Source organism: Pseudomonas sp. S60, from assembly GCF_016647865.1.
GTDB lineage: Bacteria > Pseudomonadota > Gammaproteobacteria > Pseudomonadales > Pseudomonadaceae > Aquipseudomonas > Aquipseudomonas parafulva.
In genome coordinates, this window is the sequence record NZ_JACVVH010000028.1 from 5,010 (window position 1) to 28,331 (window position 23,322).

The 23,322-nt window shown below is 67.0% G+C and carries 2 protein-coding genes (1 of these 2 cut by a window edge); both read right to left on the bottom strand.

Features of this window, described 5'->3' with window-relative positions:
• Positions 1-11,316 carry a non-ribosomal peptide synthetase gene (locus tag IAE33_RS15440; protein ID WP_201164147.1) on the bottom strand — a complete coding sequence of 3,772 codons (11,316 nt, stop codon included), beginning with the start codon at positions 11,314-11,316 and terminating at the stop codon, positions 1-3.
• Positions 11,313-23,322, bottom strand: the 3' portion of a protein-coding gene (locus tag IAE33_RS15445) for a non-ribosomal peptide synthase/polyketide synthase (RefSeq protein ID WP_201164148.1). The gene runs 10,328 nt beyond the window's last position; 12,010 of the gene's 22,338 nt are visible here — the last part of the coding sequence; its start codon lies beyond the right edge, outside the window — the gene reads right to left on this strand; the stop codon is at positions 11,313-11,315. Before IAE33_RS15445 ends, IAE33_RS15440 begins: the two co-directional genes overlap by 4 nt.

Here is a 23,322-nt window from a genome sequence, read left to right on the forward strand (position 1 = left end):
CTATTGGGCCAACCGGGCCGGTTGGCGGGCCTGGCCGTCGTGCCACCAGGCTGCCAGGCTGAATACATCCGGCACTTTCAAAATGCTGAAGTGGTCCCCTGGCGCCTTCCAGGCGGCCAGTTGTGGCATCAACGCCATCCATTGGGCCTGCATGGCCCCGTGCTCGCGGGCATTGCCGGCGGCGTCCAGGCCAGGGTCGTCCACCAGCACCAGGCGCGCCGGGCCGGTGTAGCCAAGCCCTGGCCTATAGACCGTGCGCAGCGCGGTAGCGAAGGTGCGCACCGTGCCCTGCAGCACCTGCGCCGTTGTGCGTGGCGGCAGTAGCCCGCACTGCACCATGGCCCCGTGCAGCAGTTGCAGTTGCTGGCTGTCACTGGCCTGGGCAAACGTGTTCGCGTCGATGGCCAGCGCTTTGCCGGTGGACAGCTGCAAGGCCTCGATCAACCGCTCCAGCGCCTGGGTGAAGGTGTAGGGCTGGCCACAGGTACCCCCGCCACCCGGCCCCTCGCTGTCGATCAGGGTCAGTGATTGCACCGCGCGGCCCTTGGCTTCGAAGCGGGCAGCCATGGCGTGTGCCACCCAGCCGCCAAACGAGTGCCCCACCAGGTTCAGTGGCCCCCGGGGGTACACGGCGTCGATAGCCTGCACATGCCAGTCAGCGGCAGCCTCTACCGTGCTGTGCGGTACTGCTGCGCCATCCAGCCCCCGTGCCTGCAAGCCGTGCAGCGGCCACTGCGGCCCCAGCGCCTCGGCAAGGCCGATGAAGCTGGTAACGCTGTCACCCGCCCCAGGCACGCAGAACAACGGTGCATGCCCTGGCTCGCCGGCCTGGATGGCAACCGGTGCTGCCGGGCCAGGCGCCGGTATTGGCAGGCAACCGGATAGCGCCTCACTCAACGCCTGCCCTACCGTCGCTACATGGGGGGCCTGCATCAGCGTCCGGTGGTCACCCGGTACGTCCACAACCACCAGTTGCTGGCCTGGCAACGTTTCACGCCACCCCAGGGACGGGTGTTCCTCCCCGCCCTCCCTGGCACGCAGCAGATGCACCGGAACATCGACAGGCGCAGGGCGGTAGTGGGCCAGCGCGCGGCCGTGGGCGAGTTCGCGGCTGAAGTAGTGGCGCAGCTGCCCGTCGCTCATGCTCGCCCACAGGCCGTACAGCAACCCGTGCTCGCGGCAGTGGGCCAGCAGTGTGGCGAAATCAGCCTGCTCATGGTCCAGGCGCTGCAACAACGCCCGTTTGCCGACCCCGGCCTGGCCTTGGGTTTCCCAATAGGCCGTGCAGTTGAGCAACAGCTGCCGCTCCAGCGCACGGGGCCCCTCCCAACGCGCTTTGCCCTGGTCGGCCAGGCGCGGCACATAGGTGTCGATCAACCCCACAAACGCCACCGCCTCATCGGCGCCCCGCAACTGGTTGGCCATTTCGAACGCCAGCACACCCCCGAACGACCACCCTGCCAGCCGATACGGGCCATGGGGCTGCACCGTACGCAGTTGCTGGATGTGGTAACTCGCCAGGCACTCCAGCGTGCTCGGTTGCGGCTGGTCGGCGGAGACGCCAGGCAAGCCGTAGATGGCAAACTCACCTGCCAGGTGCTGGCCCAGCACCGGGAAGTAGAAGTCCAGCCCGGAGAATTCGTGCACCAGGAACAGTGGCGCCTCGGCGCTGCCTGGGCGCACGGTAATGACGGCCGGTGCACGCGCTGTCGGCTCGCCGACATGATCGGCGAGCAAGGCCACGCTTGGCCGCTGGAACACGTCGTTCAGGGTCACCGGCATACCCGCCTTGCCCATGCGGTCCACCAGGCGGATGGCCGCCAGGGAATGCCCGCCCAGTTCGAAGAAATCATCATGCCGCCCTACCTGCGCTACCCCCAGCAATTCGCCCCAGATGGCAGCCAGCAGGCGTTCGGCGCCCCCCTCTGGCGCTACATAAGAACGGTGCGCCTGTGTCTGTGGCACGGGCAGCGCCTTGCGGTCGAGCTTGCCATTGGGGCTCAGTGGCAGCGCGGGCAGGTGAACGAACTGCGCAGGCAGCATGAAGGCAGGCAGCTGGCTGCCCAGGGCACCGCGCATATCCTCGGACGTGTAGGCGTCCCCGGTGAAATACGCCAGCAGTTGCCCCTCCCGTGCAACCACCACCGCTTCGTTGACACCGTCAAGCGCGGTCAGGCAGGCCTGGATCTCACCCAGCTCAATGCGCAACCCATGGATTTTCACCTGGTCGTCGTTGCGGCCGAGGTACTCCAGGTTGCCGTCCGGCAGGTGCCTGGCGAGGTCGCCGGTGCGGTAAAGGCGTGCATTCGGTACTGTGCTGAAAGGGTCTTCAACAAAGCGCTCGGCAGTGAGCGCTGCACGGTTCAGGTAGCCACGGGCCACCTGCACGCCGCCAATGTACAGTTCCCCGGCAACGCCCTGGGGTACTGGCTGACGCTGGTCGTCCAGCACATACAGGGTGGTGTTGGCGATGGGTTTGCCGATGGGCGTGTTGTCCGGGGTGGTCGTGCAGCGCCAGGCACTGACGTCGATCGCCGCTTCAGTGGGGCCATAAAGGTTGTGCAGCGCCACCGCAGGCAGTTGCGTCTGGAAGCGCCGTACCAGGCTGCCCGGCAGTGCTTCGCCGCTGCAGATTACCCGTTTCAATCCTCCGTGCGCCGATTGGCCGGCGGTGGCAGACAGGAACACGTCCAGCATCGACGGCACGAAGTGCAATGTGCTCACACCCTGCGCCTGAATGACCTGCCGCAGGTACTGAGGGTCGCGATGGCCACCGGGCTTAGCCATCACCAGCCGGGCACCCGCCTGCAACGGCCACAGCAGCTCCCATACCGAAACATCGAAGCTGAACGGGGTCTTTTGCAGGACGACATCATCGCGCCCTAAACCGTAGGCGTCCTGCATCCACAGCAGGCGGTTGACCACGCCGGCATGCTCGTTCATCACCCCCTTGGGCAGGCCGGTGGAGCCTGAGGTGTAGATCACATAGGCCAGGTGCCGGGGCGTGAGGGCTGCCACGTGCGGGTTGCTGTCTGGCAGCGCGGCCCAGCAAGGGGCGTCGAGGTCCAGGCGTTGCGTGTGCTGCAACACGTGCCGGGTGGCGGCATGCACCAACACGGCCGCAGGCGCGCTGTCGGTCAGCATATGGGCAATGCGCTCAGCCGGGTAATCGGGGTCTACGGGTACATAGGCGCAACCAGCCTTCAGAATGCCCAGCACCCCCACCACCATCGCCAGGCTGCGTTCCACACAAATGGCAACCCGGTCATCCGGCTTCACCCCCAGGCCGATCAGATGGTGGGCCAGGCGGTTGGCCTGCTGGTTGAGCTGCGCGTAGGTCAGTTCGCCGTCCTGCGCGCTTACGGCTACCGCATCTGCCGTACGCTGTACCTGCGCCTCGATCAGCCCGTGCAGGGTTTGCGCCAGGTCGTAGGCCACCGCCGTGTCGTTGAAGGTGTGCAGCAGGCACTCGCGCTCGGCTGCGCCAGGCAGCGCTAAATGCCCCGGGACCACAGCGTCGCCAGCAGCGAAGCTGCGAAGTATCTGCTCGAAATACCCGGCGAAGCGCTCGATGGTCGCCCGGTCAAACAAGGCTGTGGCATAGACGATGCCACCCGCAAACCCCTCAGCGCGCTCGCCCAGGCTAAGGCTCAGGTCGAACTTGGCCACCTGGGCCTGGCCACCCAGGGCGAAGACCTTCAGATCGCCCATGCGCAAGGCCTGGTGGCCGGCGGTGGCTTCCCAGTCCAGCGACACCTGGTACACGGGGGTATAGGCCAGGCTGCGGGCTGGGCGCAGCACTTCCACCACCTGCTCGAACGGCAGGTCCTGGTGGGCCTGGGCCTGCAGCAGCGTGGCCTTGGCCCGAGCCAGCAGCGTTTTCACATCCGGCTGGCCGGACAGGTCCAGGCGCAGTGCCAGGGAATTTACGAACATGCCCACCAGCCCCTGGACCTGCGGGTGCTGCCGATTGGCCACGGGCGAGCCAATGACCACTTCCTGCTGCCCTGCCAGCCGCCCGAGCAGCAGCCCCCAGGCCGCGGTGAACAACATGTACGGGGTCAGGCCATGGCGCCTGCACACGGCTTTCAGCGCCTCGCTCAGGTCTGCAGCGATGTGGATTTCATGGCTATCGCCTGCAGCGTGCTGGCGTTCTGGCCGTGGCCGGTCATAAGGCAGGCTGATGAGTGCGGGCGCGCCTGCCAGTTGGCTACGCCAGTAGTCTGCCTGGCGCTGCAGCAAGGGCCCGCTTGCCCATTGGCGCTGCCACAAGGCGTAGTCGAGGTACTGCACGGGCAGTGCGGGCAGCGGGTCGTCACAGTCATTTGCAAACGCCTGATACAGGTCCCCCAGCTCCCCCAGCATCACCCCTAGCGACCAACCATCGGCAACCAGGTGATGCACCACCAACAGCAGCACATGGCAGTCAGCCCCGCGGCGTACCACGGCGGCGCGGATGGGCAATTCACGGTCCAGGGCGAAGGGTTTTACCGCCTCTTCACGCAGCCAGGCTTCGAATGCGCTTTCATCTTGCTGCGTGAGGTCATGCCAGCTCGGGACCAGCGGATCGTGGGAAATTTTAACGTACGGTTCACCGTCAGGCGCCATGAACTGGCTGCGCAGGCTCTCGTGACGCTCCACCAAACGCGCCAGGCTGCGTGCGAGCGCCTGTTTGTTCAGGTGCCCGTTGAGCTGCAGCGCGACGGGGATGTGGTAAGCCGCGCTGTCGGCGTCCATGCGTCCCAGGAACCACAGGCGCTGTTGGGCTAGCGACAGCGGCAGCTGGCCTTCTCTGGGCAACGGTTCGATGGCCGGCAGGGCATCACGCTCAGGGTGCAGGCAAGCCGCAACAGCCATGAGCCGATCATCCGCGAACAGGTCCGCCAGTTGCAGTTCGCAGCCAAGGGTCTGACGCACCTGCGCCAGCATGCGCATGGCCAGCAAGGAGTGGCCGCCCAGCTCGAAGAAGCGGTCCTGACGGCCTACAGTCGCCACCCCCAGCAGCTGTGCCCACAGCAGTGCCAAGGCATGCTCCTGCTCACCCTCAGGCGCCTCGAACGCTGCCATGGCGATGTCCTGTGCAGTGGGGGCTGGCAGCCTGGCGCGGTCGACCTTGCCATTATTGGTCAGCGGCATGCGCTCCAGGGCCACGAACGCCGAGGGCACCATGTAGTCAGGCAAGTGGTTGCGCAGGTATTCCCGCAGCCCTGCTGCATCCACCTCGGCGGCCCTGCGGGTGTACCACGCCACCAGCTGCTGTGGCCCCTGCCCCTGGGTGACGGCCATGACCAGCACCTCGCCAACACCTGGCGCCTGGGCCAGTTGCTGCTGGACCTCGCCGGGCTCGATACGGAAACCACGAATCTTCACCTGGTCGTCGGTGCGGCCCAGGCATTCCAGTTCACCGTCGGCGCGCCAGCGCACCAGGTCACCGGTACGGTACAGCCGGGCGTCAGGTTGCTGGTTGAAAGGGTCGTCGATGAATCGTTCGGCCGTGAGCGCTGCGCTGTTCAGGTAACCCAGTGCCACGCCATCACCGCCGATGTACAGCTCACCCACGACACCCTGCGGCACCAGCTGCTGCCGGGCATCCAGTACATACACCTGGGTATTGCCGATTGGCCGGCCAATGGGCACTTGGGTAGCATGCGCCGGTACCTTGCGCACCTCGCAGGTGCTGGCGAAGGTGGTGGTTTCGGTAGGGCCATAGCCGTTGAACAGGCGCACCCCAGGGGCCCTGGCCAGCAGGGCGCGGAACGCTGCAGGCTCGGCCCGCTCGCCACCGGTAAGCAGGGCTCGCAGGCCTGATAGCGCGTCTGGTATCTGCTGTACGTACTGGTTGAACAGCGCCGTGGTCAGGAACAGTACGCTGACGCCCTGCTGCGCGAGGGCCGCGGCGAAGCGATCAGGGTCGAGCAGTGTGGTGTGCTCGATAACGCGCAGCTGCGCACCATTGAGCAGTGCCCCCCAGGTTTCCAAGGTGCTGGCATCGAACGCAGGGTTGGAGGCAAATGCAATATGGTCACTGCCCAGCAATTCGAGGTAACCGTTGTTCATTACCAGCCGTGCGATGCCGCGGTGCGGCACGCATACACCCTTGGGTTTGCCTGTGGTGCCGGAGGTATACATCACGTAGGCGGCACTGCCGGCATCCTGCGCCAGGTCGGGGTTATGCGAGGGCTGGTCATCGAGCCTGAGGGCGTCCAGCGCCAGGCGTGCCACCCGGTGCTCGCCCCCCATGCCGGCCAAGGTCAACAGGGCGACTGCCTGGCAATCGTCCAGCATGAATGCCTGACGATCTGCGGGCGCATGCAGGTCCAGCGGCACGTAGCAGGCCGCGCACTTGAGTACCGCCAGTTGCGCCACCAGCAAGTCCAGCGAGCGTGGCAGCAGCATGGCCACCCGAGCCTGGGGGTTCACCCCGCTGGCCAGCAGGTGATGGGCCAGGCGGTTGGCACGGGCATTCAATTCGCCGTAGGTCAGGGCCTGGGCCCCCTCCACCGCAGCCAATGCCTGCGGGTGCAGCGCTGCACGCTGCTCGAACAGCCGGTGCACAGGCGTATCTCGGGGGTAGGCATACGCGGTCTGGTTGCAGGTGTGCAGCAAGGCATGGCGTTCGGCATCGTCCAGCAGGTCTATCTGGTCGAGGGGCTGCTGGCCGTCGTCAGCCATGGCCCACAGCAAGCGCTCGAAGTAGCCGAGGTAGCGCTGCACGGTGGCCTCGTCAAACAGTGCCGTGGCGTAGTCAAGGCTGCCGGCCAGGTGCTGCCCTTGCTCGCCGAGGTTAAGCGTGAGGTCGAACTTGGCCACGGCGGCGGCCTGGCTCACTGCCTGCAGCTGTACACCTTGCAGGTTCAGCACCACTGCTTCGGTGGCCTGCCAGTTCAGGGTGGTCTGGAACAGCGGTGTATGCGCCAGGCTGCGCACCGGCCGCACGGCTTCTACCACCTGCTCGAACGGCAGGTCCTGGTGAGCCTGGGCCTGAAGCACCCTGCCCCGCACCTGTTGCAGCAAGCCTTGAGTGGTGGACGCGATGCCAGGCTCGATGCGCAAGGCCAAGGTATTGACGAACAGACCCATCAGCGGCTCGAGTTCGGCACGGCCGCGCCCTGCCACCGGGCAGCCGACCACCACCTCGGCCTGGCCAGCCAGGCGTGCAAGCAACGCCGCCCAGGCCCCCAGTACGGTCATGTACAGGGTTACACCGTGGCGGTTGGCCAGGGTGCGCAGTGCAGCGGTCAGCCGGGGTGACAGCAACACCGGCAGGCTGGCCCCGGTATAGTCCTGGTGCTCCGGGCGGGGCCGGTCGCTGGGCAGGCTGAGCAGCGCCGGGGCACCCTCCAGCGCCTGCCGCCAGTAGTCAGCCTGGCGCTGCAAGCGCTCACCCGCCAGCCAGCGGCGTTGCCACAGCGCGTAGTCGGTGTACTGGATGGGCAGTGCGGGCAGTGCCCCGCTCGCCCCCTTGCACAACTGCCCATAGAGCACGCTCAGCTCCTGCGTCAACACACCCAGCGACCAACCGTCTGCAACGATGTGGTGGACCGTGAGTGCCAGCACCTGGTGCTCGCTGCCCAGGCGCAGCAGGTGAGCGCGCATCAGTGGCCCGCTGGCCAGGTCGAATGGCGCAGCGGCCAAGGCCTGCAGACGCTCGGCCAGCGCTTCGGCAGGGAGGTTTTCACACTGCAGCCAGCCGTGCGTGGGGGTGGCGGCGATCAGTACTTCGGCGGTGTCTTCGGTCGCCACGAACTGGCTGCGCAGTACCTGATGACGCTCAAGGATTGCCAGCAACGCGCCTTCCAGTGCATCGACATTCAGTGCACCACACAGCCCGAGTGCCAGTGGCACGTTGTAGGCCTGGCTGCCGCCTTCCATCTGCGCCAGGAACCACATGCGTTGCTGGGCGAACGACATGGGCAACGGCTGTGCGCCAGTCACGGGCAGAATCGCCGGCAGGTCACTGGCTGCGGCATCTTCCAGCAACCTGGCGACTGCCGCCAGTTGTGGGTTGGCGAACAGCCCTGCCAGGGTCAGCTCCACACCCAGGCGCACGCGCACCTGTGAAACCATGCGCATGGCCAGCAGCGAATGCCCGCCCAGGCGGAAGAAGTCGTCCTGGCGGCCAACCTGGTCGACTTGCAGCAGTTGCTGCCAGATCTGCGCCAGGGCCTGTTCCAGCTCACCCACCGGCGCCTGATGGCACCCCTGCAGCAGTGCCGCCCGGTCAGGCGCCGGCAGCGCCCGGCGGTCCAGCTTGCCGTTAGCGGTCAGCGGCAGCGCCGCCAGCTCGACGAAGGCCACCGGGATCATGTATTCGGGTAAGTGGGCCTGCAACTGCGCGCGCAGGCCTTCACCTGCCAGCGGTTGCACATCTGCCGTGGCGGTGTAGTACGCCACCAGCTGCGGGTGCCCGGGCTGGTCTTCGCGGGCCACCACCACCGCTTCGGCAATGCCGGCCAAGGCGGCCAGGCGGCTCTCGATCTCGCCGGGTTCAATGCGCAGGCCGCGCAGTTTGATCTGGTCGTCATTGCGCCCCAGGTAGTCCAGGGTGCCGTCGGTGTTCCAGCGCACCAGGTCGCCGGTGCGGTACATGCGCCCGCCACCCGGTGCCACGAACGGGTCTTCGAGAAAGCGCTCAGCCGTGAGCGCCGGCCTGTGCAGGTAACCACGCGCCACACCGGCCCCGCCGATGAACAGTTCGCCAGGCACCCCCAGGGGCACCGGCTGCAAGCGGCTGTCGAGCACGTACAGCCGGGCATTGTCCACTGGCTTGCCAATGTGCAGGTGGCCACCGGCCTGCACTGCGCCGGAGCTGGCCACCACTGTGGTTTCAGTGGGGCCGTAGTTGTTCACCACGGTAAAACGCTGGGTGCGGTTGAACTGGCGCAGCCGGTCACCGCCGATCAGCAGCGTGCGCAGGGTCGGGTGCTCCAGCTGGTGGCTGAAGGCGTATTCCGCTACCGGGGTGGGCAAGAAGCTCACATCCAGCGGCTGCGCCTGCCACCAGGCGAGCACGGCGTCGAGGTCATCGTTGCCTTCGGAGGTGGGTGCCAGGTGCAGCGTGGCCCCGGCGCACAGGGCCGGCCACACTTCCCAGGCCATGGCATCGAAGCCAAAGCCGGCCAGGCTCGAGGTGTGCCGCCCCTGGCACAGGTCGAAGGCGCGGCAATGCCAGTCCACCAGGTTGTTCAGCGCCTGGTGCTCTACCATCACCCCTTTCGGTTGGCCGGTAGAGCCAGAGGTGTAGATCACATAGGCCAGGTGCCCCGGGCCAAGGCCCGGGACACGGGGGTTGTCTTGCCGCACTGGCCAGCCCGGCTGGTCCAGCACCAGCACCGGCAGTTCTGCAAGCCCGACCCTGGGCAGCAGCACCTGCTGGGTCAGCACCGCCACCGGTGCGCAGTCCTCCAGCAGGTAGTGCACGCGCTCGTCAGGGTGGGCAGGGTCGATGGGCACATACCCTGCCCCCGCCTTGAGCACCGCCAGCAGGCCCACCAAGGTATCCAGCCCGCGGCGTGCCAGCACCGCGACGCGGTCATCGGGCTGCACACCCAACGCCAGTAGATGGTGCGCCAAGGCGTTGGCCTGTTGGTTCAGCACGGCATACGAGAGTTGTTGCTGACCGCTGACGGCGGCCACTGCGTGCGGAAAACGCTCGGCCTGCTGCTCGATGCGCTGATGCAAGGTGATGGGCTGCGGGTAACCGGCGCTGCACGCGTTGACCCCGTCCAGCAGCAGTTCACGCTCATCAGCTGGCAGCATCGGCAGGCTGTGGGCCGCTACTTCTGGCCCGTTCAACAGGCTTTCAAGGGTGTGTTGCAGGTAGGCGCACACCCGTTCCCCTGGGATTTGCGCCGCCGCCAACAGGGTCAGGCGAAAGCCCGCCCCCAGGTCATCGATGCTCAGTGTCAAGGGGTAGTTGGTGGCCTCGACCGACTCCACCACATCGATGCCAGCAAGTGCTGCACGCCGGGGCTGGGCGGCGTCGACGGCGCTGTGCCGGTAGTTGAGCAAGGCGTTGAACAGCGGCGCGGGCGCAGCCACCTGGCTGCAGCGCTGTGCCAGCGCCAGCGGCGCATGCTCATGGCGCATCAGTGCTGTCAGGCGCTTGTGGGTAGCCAGAACGGCGCTTTGCGCGCTGCCTGCACCCAGGTCGACGCGCAGCGGCAAGGTGTTGATGAAGATGCCCAATGCTCTGTCGGTGGCCTCCGCCCCCAGCAGGCGGCCCATCATCACCGTGCCGAACACCACCTGGTCGCGGCCTGTGAGCCCACCCAGCACCCGGCCCCAGGCCAGGTGGAACAGGCTGGCCACACTTACACCCTGGGCCCGCGCCTGGTTGCGCAGGCCCAGGCAGAGCGGCGGCGGCAGATCAAGCTGATGCTCGACGTGCGGCGGGCCTTCACCTTGCACTTCCAGCAGGCCGTACGCCAGGGTGGGCTGGTCGATATCGCCCAGCATGTCGCGGAAGAATGCCTCGTGCTGGGCCTCGGTCACCCCCAGCACCGCCTGGGCCACGTAGTTGCGGAACGGGACCGGCGTGCCAAGGTGCGCCTGCTCGCCGGTGAGAAAGGCGATCAGTTCCTGGCGCACCACATCCAGGGCGCTGTGATCCAGCGCAATGTGGTGGAACTGCAACGTGGCGGTCAGGCTGCCATCTGCCTGCGGGGCCTCGCGCAACAGGCGGATCAACGGCGCCTGGGTCAGGTCGAAGCTGTCGTGTTCGGGGTCATTGCCGGCCCGCGTCAACACGGCGAGCTCGGCATGCCGCCACACCACCTGCAGCGGCGCTGCCAGCCCCTGCCAGTGCACCGAGGTGCGCAGGATGTCGTGCCGGGCGATCACCCCCTGCAACGCCTGGGCGAACGCCTGCAGGCGGGCCTCGCTGGCGAACACGAAGCGCGCCTGCATCACGTAGGGGTCATGCCCGGTAGCACTGGCATGATGGAACAGCATGCCTTGCTGCAACGGCGCCAGTGGGTAGATATCCTGAACGTTCGCCGCACCGCCGGGGATCTGGGCGACCAGCTCATCGAGGGCCTGCTGGTCGAGCGTCACCAGGTTGAGCATGGCCGGGGTGATGTGCGTGCAGCCTGCCGGGATCAGGTTGGCCGGCGCCTCGACCGGCCCCTGCTTGCTGGCCACGTATTCGCCACGCTCGATCATGCCCAGCAGTGCTGGCTTGTGTGCCCGCAACTGGGCCACCAACGCCGTATCGGTCAATGCCTGACGGTTGCCCTGCACGGCCAGTTGGCCATCCTTGAGTGCCAGTTGAACGTTAAGGTCGGCCAGGGTGGCCAGTAATTGATTGATGCTCACAGGACGATCTCCATTCTGTCTGTGATGGCCGCATAGCCTGCCAGTGTTGGGTGGTCGAACAGGGCGCGTACATCGGCCTCCAGGCCGTGTTCACGCAGGCGGGACGTGAGGGTCACGGCCAGCAGCGAGTGGCCGCCCAGTTCGAAGAAGTTGTCGTGGCGCCCTACCCGTTCCACACCCAGCAATTCGCACCAGAGTGTCGCCAGCAGGGTTTCGGTGTCGCCCTCGGGCGCTTCATACGGGCGATCAGCCAAGGCGCCAGGTTCTGGCAGGGCTTTGCGGTCCAGCTTGCCATTAGGGCTCAGCGGCAATGCCTGCAGGTGCATGAACTGCGCCGGCACCATGAATTCCGGCAGGTGCAGTAGCAAGGCACTACGCAGGGCATCGACCGCTTGCGGCTCACCCGTGTAGTAGGCCGCCAGACGCTGATCGCGGGCGACGACCACCGCTTCGTTGACGCCCTCGATGCGGGTCAGCCCCGCCTGGATCTCACCCAGTTCGATACGCAGGCCGCGCAGCTTCACCTGGTCGTCGTTGCGGCCCAGGTACTCCAGGTTGCCATCCGGCAAGTGCCGTGCAAGGTCGCCGGTGCGGTACAGGCGTGCACCGGGTTGCGTGCTGAACGGGTCATCGATGAAGCGCTCAGCGGTGAGCTCTGGGCGGTTCAGGTAGCCCCGGGCCACCTGGACACCGCCGATGTACAGCTCCCCGGCTACGCCGTGTGGCACCGGTTGCTGTTGTTCGTCCAGCACGTACAGCGTGGTGTTGGCGATGGGTGTGCCGATTGGGGTGTTGTCTGGCGCTGTCTCACAGTGCCAGGCGCTGACGTCTACCGCTGCTTCGGTCGGGCCGTACAGGTTGTGCAGTTCTACCTGCGGCAGTTGCGCGTGGAACCGGCGTACCAGGCTGCCTGGCAGCGCTTCACCACTGCACACCACGCGTTTCAGCTCAGGGGCCTGCCAGCCCGCGGCAAGCGCAGACAGGAACACTTCCAGCATCGACGGCACGAAGTGCAACGTGCTGACGCGCTCCTGCTCGAGGGTGTGTTGCAGGTACTGCGGATCACGATGCCCGCCCGGGCGCGCCATCACGAGCTTCGCACCGGTTTGCAGTGGCCACAGCAATTCCCACACGGACACATCGAAGCTGAACGGCGTTTTTTGCAGGACGACGTCCTCGGCACCCAGGCCGTACGCATCCTGCATCCACAGCAGGCGGTTGACCACGGCGCGGTGCTCGTTCATCACGCCTTTGGGCAAGCCGGTCGAGCCTGAGGTGTAGATCACATAGGCAAGGTGCCGTGGCGTGAGCACCGGCACGGCGGGGTTGCTGTCGGGCAGCTCGCTGGGCAATGGCTCGTCCAGGTCGATGAGCTGTTCGTGCTGAAGCGCAAGCCGCGTAGCGCGATGCACCAGGACCGCCACCGGGTTGCTGTCGCTGACCATGTGACGGATACGTTCAGCCGGGTAGTCCGGGTCCACCGGTACATACGCGGCGCCTGCCTTCAGGATGCCCAGCAGGCCTACCACCATCGCCAGCCCTCGTTCGACACAGATCACCACCCGGTCATCGGGTTTGACACCAAGGCTGATCAAATGGTGAGCAAGGCGGTTGGCCTGGGCGTTGAGCTGGGCGTACGTCAGCGCACCTTCCTCGGCCTGCACGGCAATGGCCTGAGGTGCGCGTCGCACCTGCGACTCGATCAAACCGTGCAGGGTCTGCTCCAGGTCGTAGCCGACAGCGGTGGCGTTGAAGCCGCCTACCACCCGTTCCCGCTCTGCGACCTCCAGCACGGGCAAATGCTGCACTGGCAGGCTCGGCGCCTGCTCCAATGCCTCCACCAGTGCCTGCAGTACCTGTTGCATCTGCCCGCAGATCCGCTGGGCGCCCACCTCGGCGGGCGCCGTGGCGGCCAAGCGGAAGCCATCACCCACATCGTCCACGTTCAGGCTCAGTGGGTAGTTGCTACGCTCCTGGCTGTCACGTATGGCCATGCCCGTACTGGCCTGGCGCTGGTCAGCGCTGGCCTGGGTGCTGTGGCGGTAGTTGAGCATGGCGCTGAACAGCGGCAAGGGTGCAGCCACGCCGCTGCAGCGCTGGGCCAGGGCCAACGAGGCATGCTCGTGGGCCAGCAGCTTGCTCAGCCCCTGATGCGCGGCGCGGGCAGCGGCTGCCACCCCCAGATCCGCCAGGTCGACACGCAGTGGCAAGGTGTTGATGAACATGCCCAGGGCCCGTTCAGCACCTTCACCTCCCTGCAGCCTACCCAGCAGCACAGTGCCGAACACCACACTGCCCTGCCCGCTGGCGGCGCTCAACAGGCGCGCCCAGCCCAGGTGGAACAGGCTGGCCACGCTGATGCCCGCCTGCCGTGCCTGAGCGCGCAAGCGCCCGGCCAAGGCGGGGTCGAGCCATGCCTGGGCGTCCTCCAGCGCACGGCCATCGCCGTGCACATCGCCCAGGCCGAACGGCAGGGTCGGTTCGTCGACCGCACCCAGTTGCGCCCGGAAGAACGCCTCGTGTTCGGCCTGGCTGATGCCCAGGCGTGCCTGGGCCACGTAGTTGCGATAGGGCACAGAGGGGCGTGCGGGTTCGCCATCGCCTTGCAGGAAGCCGATCAACTCCTGGGCGACCACCTCCATGGCCGTGTGGTCCATGACGATATGGTGGAACTGCAGGGTCGCCTCCACGGCCTGCTCCCCTGCCGCCTCGCTGTACAGCAAGCGCATCAATGGCGCCTGGCCAAGGTCGAATGCCTGCGGATACGCCTCGGGCTCTGTCTGCTGCAGTAACCGAGGCAGGCGGGCCTGGCGCAGGACCACCTGCACCGGTTGCGGCAGCCCCTGCCAGAAAATGGCCGTACGCAGCACGTCGTGCCGGGCGATGACCTTGTCCAGCGCTGCCGCGAACCTGTCCAGGTGGGCGCGGCTGTCGAACACGAACCGTGTCTGCAACACATACGGGTCGTGCCCCGCTGCGCTGAGATGGTGGTACAGGATGCCCTCCTGCAGCGGAGCCAGGGGGTAGATGTCCTGCACATTGCCGGCCCCACCTGGCACCTGGGCAACGATGCGTTCGATGGCCGCCTGCTGCAGTGTTATCAGGGGCAGCATCGCCGGGGTGATCTGCTCGCAGCCTGCGGGGATCAGGTTGGGCGGTACCTCCACGGTGCCAGCCTGGCCAAGGGTGCTGGCCAGCGCGGCGATGGTTGGCTGGCCGAACAGCGTGCGCACATCCACCTGCAGGCCGTCGCGGCGCAAACGTGCCGTCAGGTTTACAGCCAGCAGCGAATGGCCACCCAGTTCGAAGAAGTTGTCATGCCGGCCCACCTGCTCGACACCCAGCAGCTCAGCCCAAACCTGTGCCAGCGCAACCTCCACTGGGCCGCGCGGCGCCTCGTAGGTGCGGCTTGCCAGCTGCGCCAGGTCCGGGGCCGGCAGGGCCTTGCGGTCCAGCTTGCCGTGGCTGGTCAGGGGCAGTGCAGCCATCGGGGTGAAGGCCTGCGGCACCAGGTGTGCGGGCAGGCTCGCCTGCAACGCCTGGCGCAGGGTGGCCACGGCCGCAGACCCGGTGTACCAGGCCAGCAGCCGGTCTTCGCGTACCAGCACCACGGCATTGTCCACGTCAGGCTGTGCGGCCAGTGTGGCCTCGATTTCGCCCAACTCCACGCGCACGCCACGCACCTTCACCTGGTCATCGTTGCGGCCCAGGTAGTCCAGGGTGCCCTCCGGGTTCCAGCGCACCAGGTCGCCCGTGCGATACATACGTGCCCCGACCACATCACTGAACGGGTCCGCCAGGAAGCGCTCGGTGCTCAAGGCCTCGCGCTGGAAGTAGCCACGGGCCACACCGGCGCCACCGATGTACAACTCACCCACCGCGCCCACCGGCACCAGTTGCCGGTGGGCATCCAGCACGTAGGCCCGGGTATTGGCGATGGGCTTGCCAATATGCAGCGGGCCACCCGCCATCAAGTGCCCGGCCGTCGCGACCACCGTCGTTTCGGTGGGGCCGTAGTTGTTGACCAGCGCAAAGCCCGGGTCGCGCTCGAACTGGCGCAGGCGGTCGCCACCGACCAGCAAGGTGCGCAAGGTCGGGTGCTGACGCTCCCGGCGCAGGGCCTGCTCGGCCACCGGGGTGGGCAGGAAGCTCACCGCCAGCGGTTGTTCCAGCCACCAGTCCAGCAGTTCGTCCACGTGCTCGCCCGCAATACACGCCGGCGGCAGGTGCAACGCGGCCCCGGCACACAATGCAGGCCACACTTCCCAGGCCACGGCGTCGAAGCCAAACCCGGCCACCGTGCTGGTGTGGGTGCCTGCACCCACGGCAAACGCCTCGCAGTGCCAGTGCACCAGGTTGGCCAGGGTCGCGTGCTCCACCATCACGCCCTTGGGCTGCCCGGTAGAGCCGGAGGTGTAGATGATATAGGCCAGTTGCCCGGCATCCAGGCCGTTTACCTGCGGGTTGTGGTCGGCCATGCCTTGCCAGCGCTCGCAGTCGAGCACCGTGCAGGCCGCGCCGCCCACCCGATCGCGGGTGGTGGAATCCACCAGCACCCGTGCCGGGGCGCTGTCTGCCAGCAGGTAGGCGATGCGTTCGGCCGGGTACGCCGGGTCGACAGGCACGTAGGCCGCGCCGGTTTTCAGAACAGCCAGCAAGGCGATCAGCCGCTGCGGGTTGCGTGGCAGGCACAGGGCGACCCGGTCACCCACCCCTACACCGCCGTCGATCAAATGATGGGCAAGGCGGTTGGCGCAGCGGTTGAGTTCGCCGTAGCTCAGCACCTGGCCATCCTGCACCACGGCAGCCGCTTGCGGGCTGCGCGCTGCCCGGGCTTCGACCAGGGCATGCACGGTGTGCCCGACAGGGTAAGCCCGGGCAGTGGCGTTGAAGCCTTCGAGTACCTGCTGGCGGGCGCCGGCGTCGAGCACCGGCAACTCGGCTGCCACGCTATCGCCCGGACGTTGCAAGGCATCTGCCAGGGCACCGAGTGCCTGGTTCATCAACTTGGCAACCTGCGTGGCTTCGATCCCTCGCTGGGCCAACACGCTCAGGCTCAGGCCTTCGCCATGGTCATCGACGCTGAGGGTCAGCGGGTAGTTGCTGCGCTCCTCGCCGCCCAGCAGGCGCATGCCTTGCAGCGCACCCGCGGCGTCGCTGTGCACCGGGCTGCTGTGACGGTAGTTGAACAGTGCACTGAACAGCGGTAGCGACGGGGAGACACCGCTGCAGCGTTGGGCCAATGCCAGCGAAGCATGTTCGTGCATCAGCAGCGCCGAAAGCCGCTGGTGGGCCATGCTGACTGCCTGGGCTACCGGCACGGCCAGGTCGATGCGCAGGGGCAAGGTGTTGATGAACACCCCCAATGCCCGGTCCGCCCCTGCGCCGCCCTGCAACCGGCCCATCAGCACCGTACCGAACACCACATCCGTGCGGTTGGCCAGGGCGCCCAGTACCCGCGCCCAGGCCAGGTGAGCGAGGCTGGCCAGGCTTACCCCAAGGTGCCGGGCCTGCTCGCGCAGGCGCAGGGCCAGTTGCGTGTCGATACCCAGGTGAGCTTCTTCGATGGCATGCCCTTCGCCCTGCACATCGGCCAGGCCGTACGGCAGCGTCGGCTCGTCCAGGTCGCCCAGCATGTCGCGGAAGAACGCCTCGTGCGCAGCTTCATCTGCGGCCAGCCGCGCCTGGGCCACATAGTTGCGATAGGGCACCGCTGCTGCCAGTTGGTCTGCCCGGCCCGTCAACAGCGCCTGCATCTCGCCGGCGATCACCTCCATGGCCGTGTGGTCCAGGGCCAGGTGGTGGAACTGCAAAATGGCCACCACGCGCTGGTTGACAGGGTCAGCTGCATGCACCAGGCGCATCATCGGTGCCTGGGTCAGGTCCAGCCGCTGCTGACGCGCGTCGAAACGTGCTTGCAAGGCGGCCAGCACGCCCTGCTCACCCAGGCCAGAGATGGCGGTCACGCTCATGTGGGCGGTACGCCACACCACCTGCACCGGCTGGTCTAGCCCTTCGCTGACCACTGCCGTGCGCAGGATGTCATGCCGCTCGATCACAACTTGCAGGGCATCGGCCCAGCGCTGCAGGTGCGCCAGGCTGTCGAACGCCAGGCGGGACTGCAGCAGGTAGGGGTCGCCGTGCTCGGCGCTCAGGTGGTGGAACAGGATGCCCGCCTGCAAGGGTGCCAGGGGGTAGATTTCCTGAACATTCGCCGCCCCGCCCGGCACAGTCGCGATGATGCGATCGATGCTGGCCTGGTCGAGGTCGATCAGGCTGAGCATGGCCGGGGTAATGCTGCAGGCATCGGCGGGCACTGCGTTGGCCGGCACCTGTACCTCGCGGCCTTCGCCAACCGCCGCGGCCAGTGCCGCCAGGGTCGGTTGGGCGAACAGCACGCGCACATCAGCGCTCAAGCCAACCTGGCGCATGCGCTCGACCAGGGTCACAGCCAGCAGTGAGTGGCCACCCAGCTCGAAGAAGTGGTCGTGGCGCCCCACTTGCTCCACGTTCAGCACCTGGGCCCAGATGCCTGCAAGGGTGGTTTCCACCTCGCCCTGGGGGGCCTCGAACCCACGGCTCACCACGGCATCGCGGCCCGGTAGCGGCAGGCTGCGGCGGTCGAGCTTGCCGTTGGCCGTGAGCGGCAGTGCGTCGAGGTGCACGTAGGCAGCCGGCAGCATGTAGTCGGGCAACTGCGCCTGCAAGCGGGTATGCAGTTCGGCAATGTCAGGTACGGTGGCAGCGGCGGTGAAATACGCCACCAGCCGCTTGCCACCCGGCGGGTCTTCACGCAGCACCACGGCGACGTCGCGCACACCGTCGCACAGCGCCAGCCGCGCCTCGATCTCACCCAGTTCGATGCGGAACCCACGCAGCTTGATCTGCTGGTCGGCCCGGCCCAGGTAGCGCAAGGTGCCGTCGCCCTGCCAGCTGGCCAGGTCGCCACTGCGGTACATGCGCGCTGCCGGGTTGCTGCTGAAGGGGTCGGCGCTGAAACGCTCGGCGGTGAGCTCGGGTTGGCCCAGGTAGCCCAGGGCCACGCCGTCGCCGCCCAAGTACAACTCGCCCACCGCCCCCACAGGCAGCGGTTGCTGGTGGGCATCGAGCACATAGCAGCGGCTGTTGCCGATGGGTTTGCCGATCGGAATGCTGCCGCTATCGACTGCGGTTATGGCATGGGTGGTGCTGAACGTGGTCGCTTCGGTCGGCCCGTAGCCATTGAGCAGATGCGCCGGGGCGCCGCCTTGCAGCACACGCTGCACCACCTGCGGGTCCAGCACATCACCGCCCACCATCAGGTAACGCAGTTGGGCAAAGGCTGGCAGCAGGGTATCGGCGAACTGATGGAACAGGCCAGCGGTGAGCCACAGCACGCTGACGGCCTGCTCCATCAGCACCTCGCGCAACGCCTCGCGCGACAGCACCTGATGCTGGTCTACCACCACAACGGCACCCCCGTTGAGAAGCGGCGCCCACACTTCCAGGGTGCTGGCATCGAACGCCGGGTTGGAGGCGAAGGCCACCCGGTCCTGGGCGTTGAAGGTGGCGAAGCCGTTGTTGATCACCAGGCGGGCAATGGCCTGGTGCGTCACCAGCACGCCTTTGGCCGCACCCGTGGAGCCGGAGGTATACATGACATAGGCCGGGCCCTGTGCACTGACGGTGATGCCTGGGGCGTTAGCCGCGTAGCCCGCCAGCGGGCAGCGGTCCAGTTCTACACGTACGGTGCATGCTACCTGCGGCTCGCTGGCCAGGGTGAGCAATACCCGGGCGCCGCAGTCGCCGACCATATAGGCCAGGCGCTCGATGGGTGCGTTGTTGTCCAGCGGCACATACACCGCGCCGCAGGTGCTGGCGGCCAGTTGCGCGGCCAGCAGGTCGAACCCGCGTGGCAGCAGCAGGGCCACCGCATCGCCAGGTGCCACACCCAGGCCGAGCAGGTGATGGGCCAGCTGATTGACGTGCTGCTGCAGCTGGCCGTAGGTCCACTGCTGTTGGCCGTGAACCACCGCGCAGGCCTCGGGCGCTCGCGCGGCCTGGGCCGCGAACAGCTGATGCACCGGCTGCGTGGCTGGGTAATCGCGGGTGGTGGCGTTAAAGCGCTCCAGCACCTGCTCACGGTCGCTTGCGCACAACTGCCGCAGCTGCCACAGCGGTGTGCCGGGCGTGTGGTGCAGCGCCTCGGCCAATTGCGCCAGGGCCAGGCTAAGCAGGTGACAGACCTGTGCGCCGTCGACCTGTGGCACGGCTTGTACGGTGAGGGTGAAGCCGTCGCCGGTGTCGTCCACGTTGACCACCAGCGGGTAATTGCTGCGCTCGATGGCCGCGACCTGCTCGATGCCGCGCCAGGTGTCGCTGAGCGCGGCCTTGGGCGCTGCACTATGGCGGACGTTCAGCAGGCTGGTGAACAGTGCCTGCCCAGGCGCAACACCGCTGCAGCGCTGGGCCAGTGCCAGCGAGGCCTGCTCGTGGGCCAGCAACCGGGCCAGGCGCTGGTGGGTCAGGCGCACGCCGTCGGCCACTGCTGCCCCGCCTGTGCTGACCCGCAGCGGCAAGGTGTTGATGAACATGCCCAGCGCCCGTTCGGCCCCTGCACCGCCTTGCAGGCGGCCCAGCAGCACGGTGCCGAACACCACTTCTTCGCGCCCGCTCAGTTGCGCCAGTACCTGTGCCCAGGCCTGATGCACCAGGCTGGCGACACTGACGCCCAACTGCCGGGCCTGCGCGCGCAGTTGCGCCGACACCTGCGGTTGCAGCGTATGGCGCGTTTCCAGCACCTCGCGGGTACTGGCCAGGGCATCCGTGAGGCCGAACACCACCGTAGGTTCGTCGATATCCCCCAGCAGTTCGCTGAACAGCGCTTCGTCCGCTGCCGTGTCCGCGCCCAGCCGTGCCTGGGCCACGTAGTTGCGATACGGCACGCTGGCAAAGGCCAGCGGTTGGTGTTGCAGCACGGCAGTGATTTCAGCCACCAGCTGATCGACGGCGGCGTGGTCCAGCAGGATGTGGTGGATCAGCAGGGTTGCCTGCAGCCCCGCGTCGCTCTGCTCGGGCACCAGCCGCAGCAGCGGCGCCTGGTTCAGGTTCAGCCCCTGGTCTGCCTGGGCGCCGCGGTGTGCGGTTTGCAGTGCCGGCACCTCGCGCCATACCACCTGTACCGGCTCTTCCAGCGCGTGCCAGTGAATGCTGGTACGCAACACGTCATGCCGGGCGATGACCTGGTCGAGCGCTGCGGCGAAGGCGTCCAGCTCGGCCTGGGTCGGGAAGCTGAAACGGGCCTGCAGCACGTAGGGGTCCACGCCCTCGCTGGCCAGGTGGTGGTACAGAATGCCCTGTTGCAGGGGCGCCAGGCCATAAATGTCCTGAATGTTTGCGACGCCGCCCGGGATCTGCCTGACCAGGCCGTCGATAGCGGCTTGCGAAAGGCTGGCCAGTGGCAGCAGCGCCGGGGTGATGCGAGTGCAGCCCGGTACGATGCGGTTGGCCGGCACCACCACGGCACTGTCGCTGCCCAGTGCAGCTGCCAGGGCCGCCAGCGTTGGCTGGCCGAACAGCACCCGGATGTCGGCCTGCAAGCCCTGCTCGCGCAGGCGTGCAGTAAGGGTTACGGCCAGCAGCGAGTGGCCGCCGAGTTCGAAGAAGTTGTCGTGGCGGCCTACCCGTTCCACGCCCAGTAATTCGCACCAGAGTGCCGCCAGCAGGGTTTCGGTATCGCCCTCGGGCGCTTCATAAGGGCGATCAGCCACGGCGCCGGGCTCTGGCAGGGCCTTGCGGTCCAGCTTGCCATTGGGGCTCAGCGGCAATGCCTGCAGGTGCATGAACTGCGCCGGCACCATGAATTCCGGCAGGTGCAGTAGCAAGGCACTACGCAGGGCATCGACCGCTTGCGGCTCACCCGTGTAGTAGGCCGCCAGACGCTGATCGCGGGCGACGACCACCGCTTCGTTGACGCCCTCGATGCGGGTCAGCCCCGCCTGGATCTCACCCAGTTCGATACGCAGGCCGCGCAGCTTCACCTGGTCGTCGTTGCGGCCCAGGTACTCCAGGTTGCCATCCGGCAAGTGCCGTGCAAGGTCGCCGGTGCGGTACAGGCGTGCACCGGGTTGCGTGCTGAACGGGTCATCGATGAAGCGCTCAGCGGTGAGCTCTGGGCGGTTCAGGTAGCCCCGGGCCACCTGGACACCGCCGATGTAAAGCTCCCCGGCGACGCCGTGTGGTACTGGTTGCCGTTGTTCGTCCAATACGTACAGCGTGGTGTTGGCGATGGGTTGGCCGATTGGAGTGTTATCCGGGGCCGTCACACAGTGCCAGGCGCTGACGTCTACCGCTGCTTCGGTCGGGCCGTACAGGTTGTGCAGCTCCACCTGCGGCAGTTGCGCGTGGAACCGGCGTACCAGGCTGCCCGGCAGCGCTTCACCACTGCACACCACGCGTTTCAGCTCAGGGGCCTGCCAGCCCGCGGCAAGCGCAGACAGGAACACTTCCAGCATCGACGGCACGAAGTGCAACGTGCTGACGCGCTCCTGCTCGAGGGTGTGTTGCAGGTACTGCGGATCACGATGCCCGCCCGGGCGCGCCATCACCAGCTTGGCACCCGTTTGCAGTGGCCACAGCAATTCCCATACGGACACGTCGAAGCTGAACGGCGTTTTTTGCAGGACGACGTCCTCGGCACCCAGGCCGTACGCATCCTGCATCCACAGCAGGCGGTTGACCACGGCGCGGTGTTCGTTCATCACGCCTTTGGGCAAGCCGGTCGAGCCTGAGGTGTAGATCAAGTAGGCCAGATGCTGCGGCGTGAGCCCTGCAACCTGTGGGTTGGTATCGGGGAGCCCACGGTCCAGGGGGGCGTCAAGGTCAACCCGCACACCCTGCTCAAGCACGTAACGCGTTGCACCCTGTACCAGGATGGCGACGGGCGCACTGTCGCTGACCATATGGCGGATACGTTCTGCTGGATAGTCCGGGTCCACCGGTACATACGCGGCGCCTGCCTTGAGAATGCCCAGCAGGCCTACCACCATCGCCAACCCGCGTTCGACACAGATCACCACCCGGTCATCGGGTCTGACGCCAAGGCTGATCAAATGGTGAGCAAGGCGGTTGGCCTGGGCGTTGAGCTGCGCGTAGGTCAACGTGCCCTCCTCGGCCTGTACCGCGATGGCCTCTGGTGTACGTTGTACCTGCGCCTCCATCAAGCCGTGCAGCGTGTGCTCCAGGTCGTAATTCACGGCAGTGTCATTGAAGCCGGTGAGTACCCGGTTGCGCTCTTCGGCTTCGAGCACAGGCAGTTGCTGCACCGGCAGGTCCGGCGCCTGCTGCAGTGCGTCAACCAGCGCCTCCAGCACCTGGTGCACCTGGCCACAGATGCGCAGTGCGCCTACCTCGGCAGGCGCCGTGGCCACCAGGCGGAAGGCCTGCCCCAGGTCATCCACATTGAGGCTCAACGGGTAATTGGTCCGTTCCTGCCCGTCCAGTACCTCGATGCCTGCCCAAGCCGCCCCGCGGTCGGCGCCCGGCTGGGTACCATGGCGGTAGTTGAGCATGGCGCTGAACAGCGGCAACGGCGCGGCCACAGCGCTGCACCGTTGCGCCAGGGCCAGCGAGGCGTGTTCGTGGGCCAGCAGCCCGCTCAGGCGCTGATGCACATCACGGGCAGCATCGCGCACGCCGTGGCCGGCCAGTTCCACACGCAGCGGCAGCGTGTTGATGAACATCCCAAGGGCACGCTCGGCCCCTTCACCGCCTTGCAGGCGGCCCAGCAGTACGGTGCCGAACACCACCGGTGCCTTGCCACTGGCAGCCGCCAGAACCCTGGCGAACGCCAGGTGGAACAGGCTGGCAACGCTGATACCCAGCAGGCGCGCCTGTTGCCGCAGCCCGCTGGCGAGCGCTTGCGCAAGTGTGAGGCTGGCCTCGTCCAGGTGGCGACCATCGCCTTGCACGTCGCTCAGGCCAAACGGCAGTGTCGGCTCATCGATATCCGCCAGCTGCCCGGTGAAA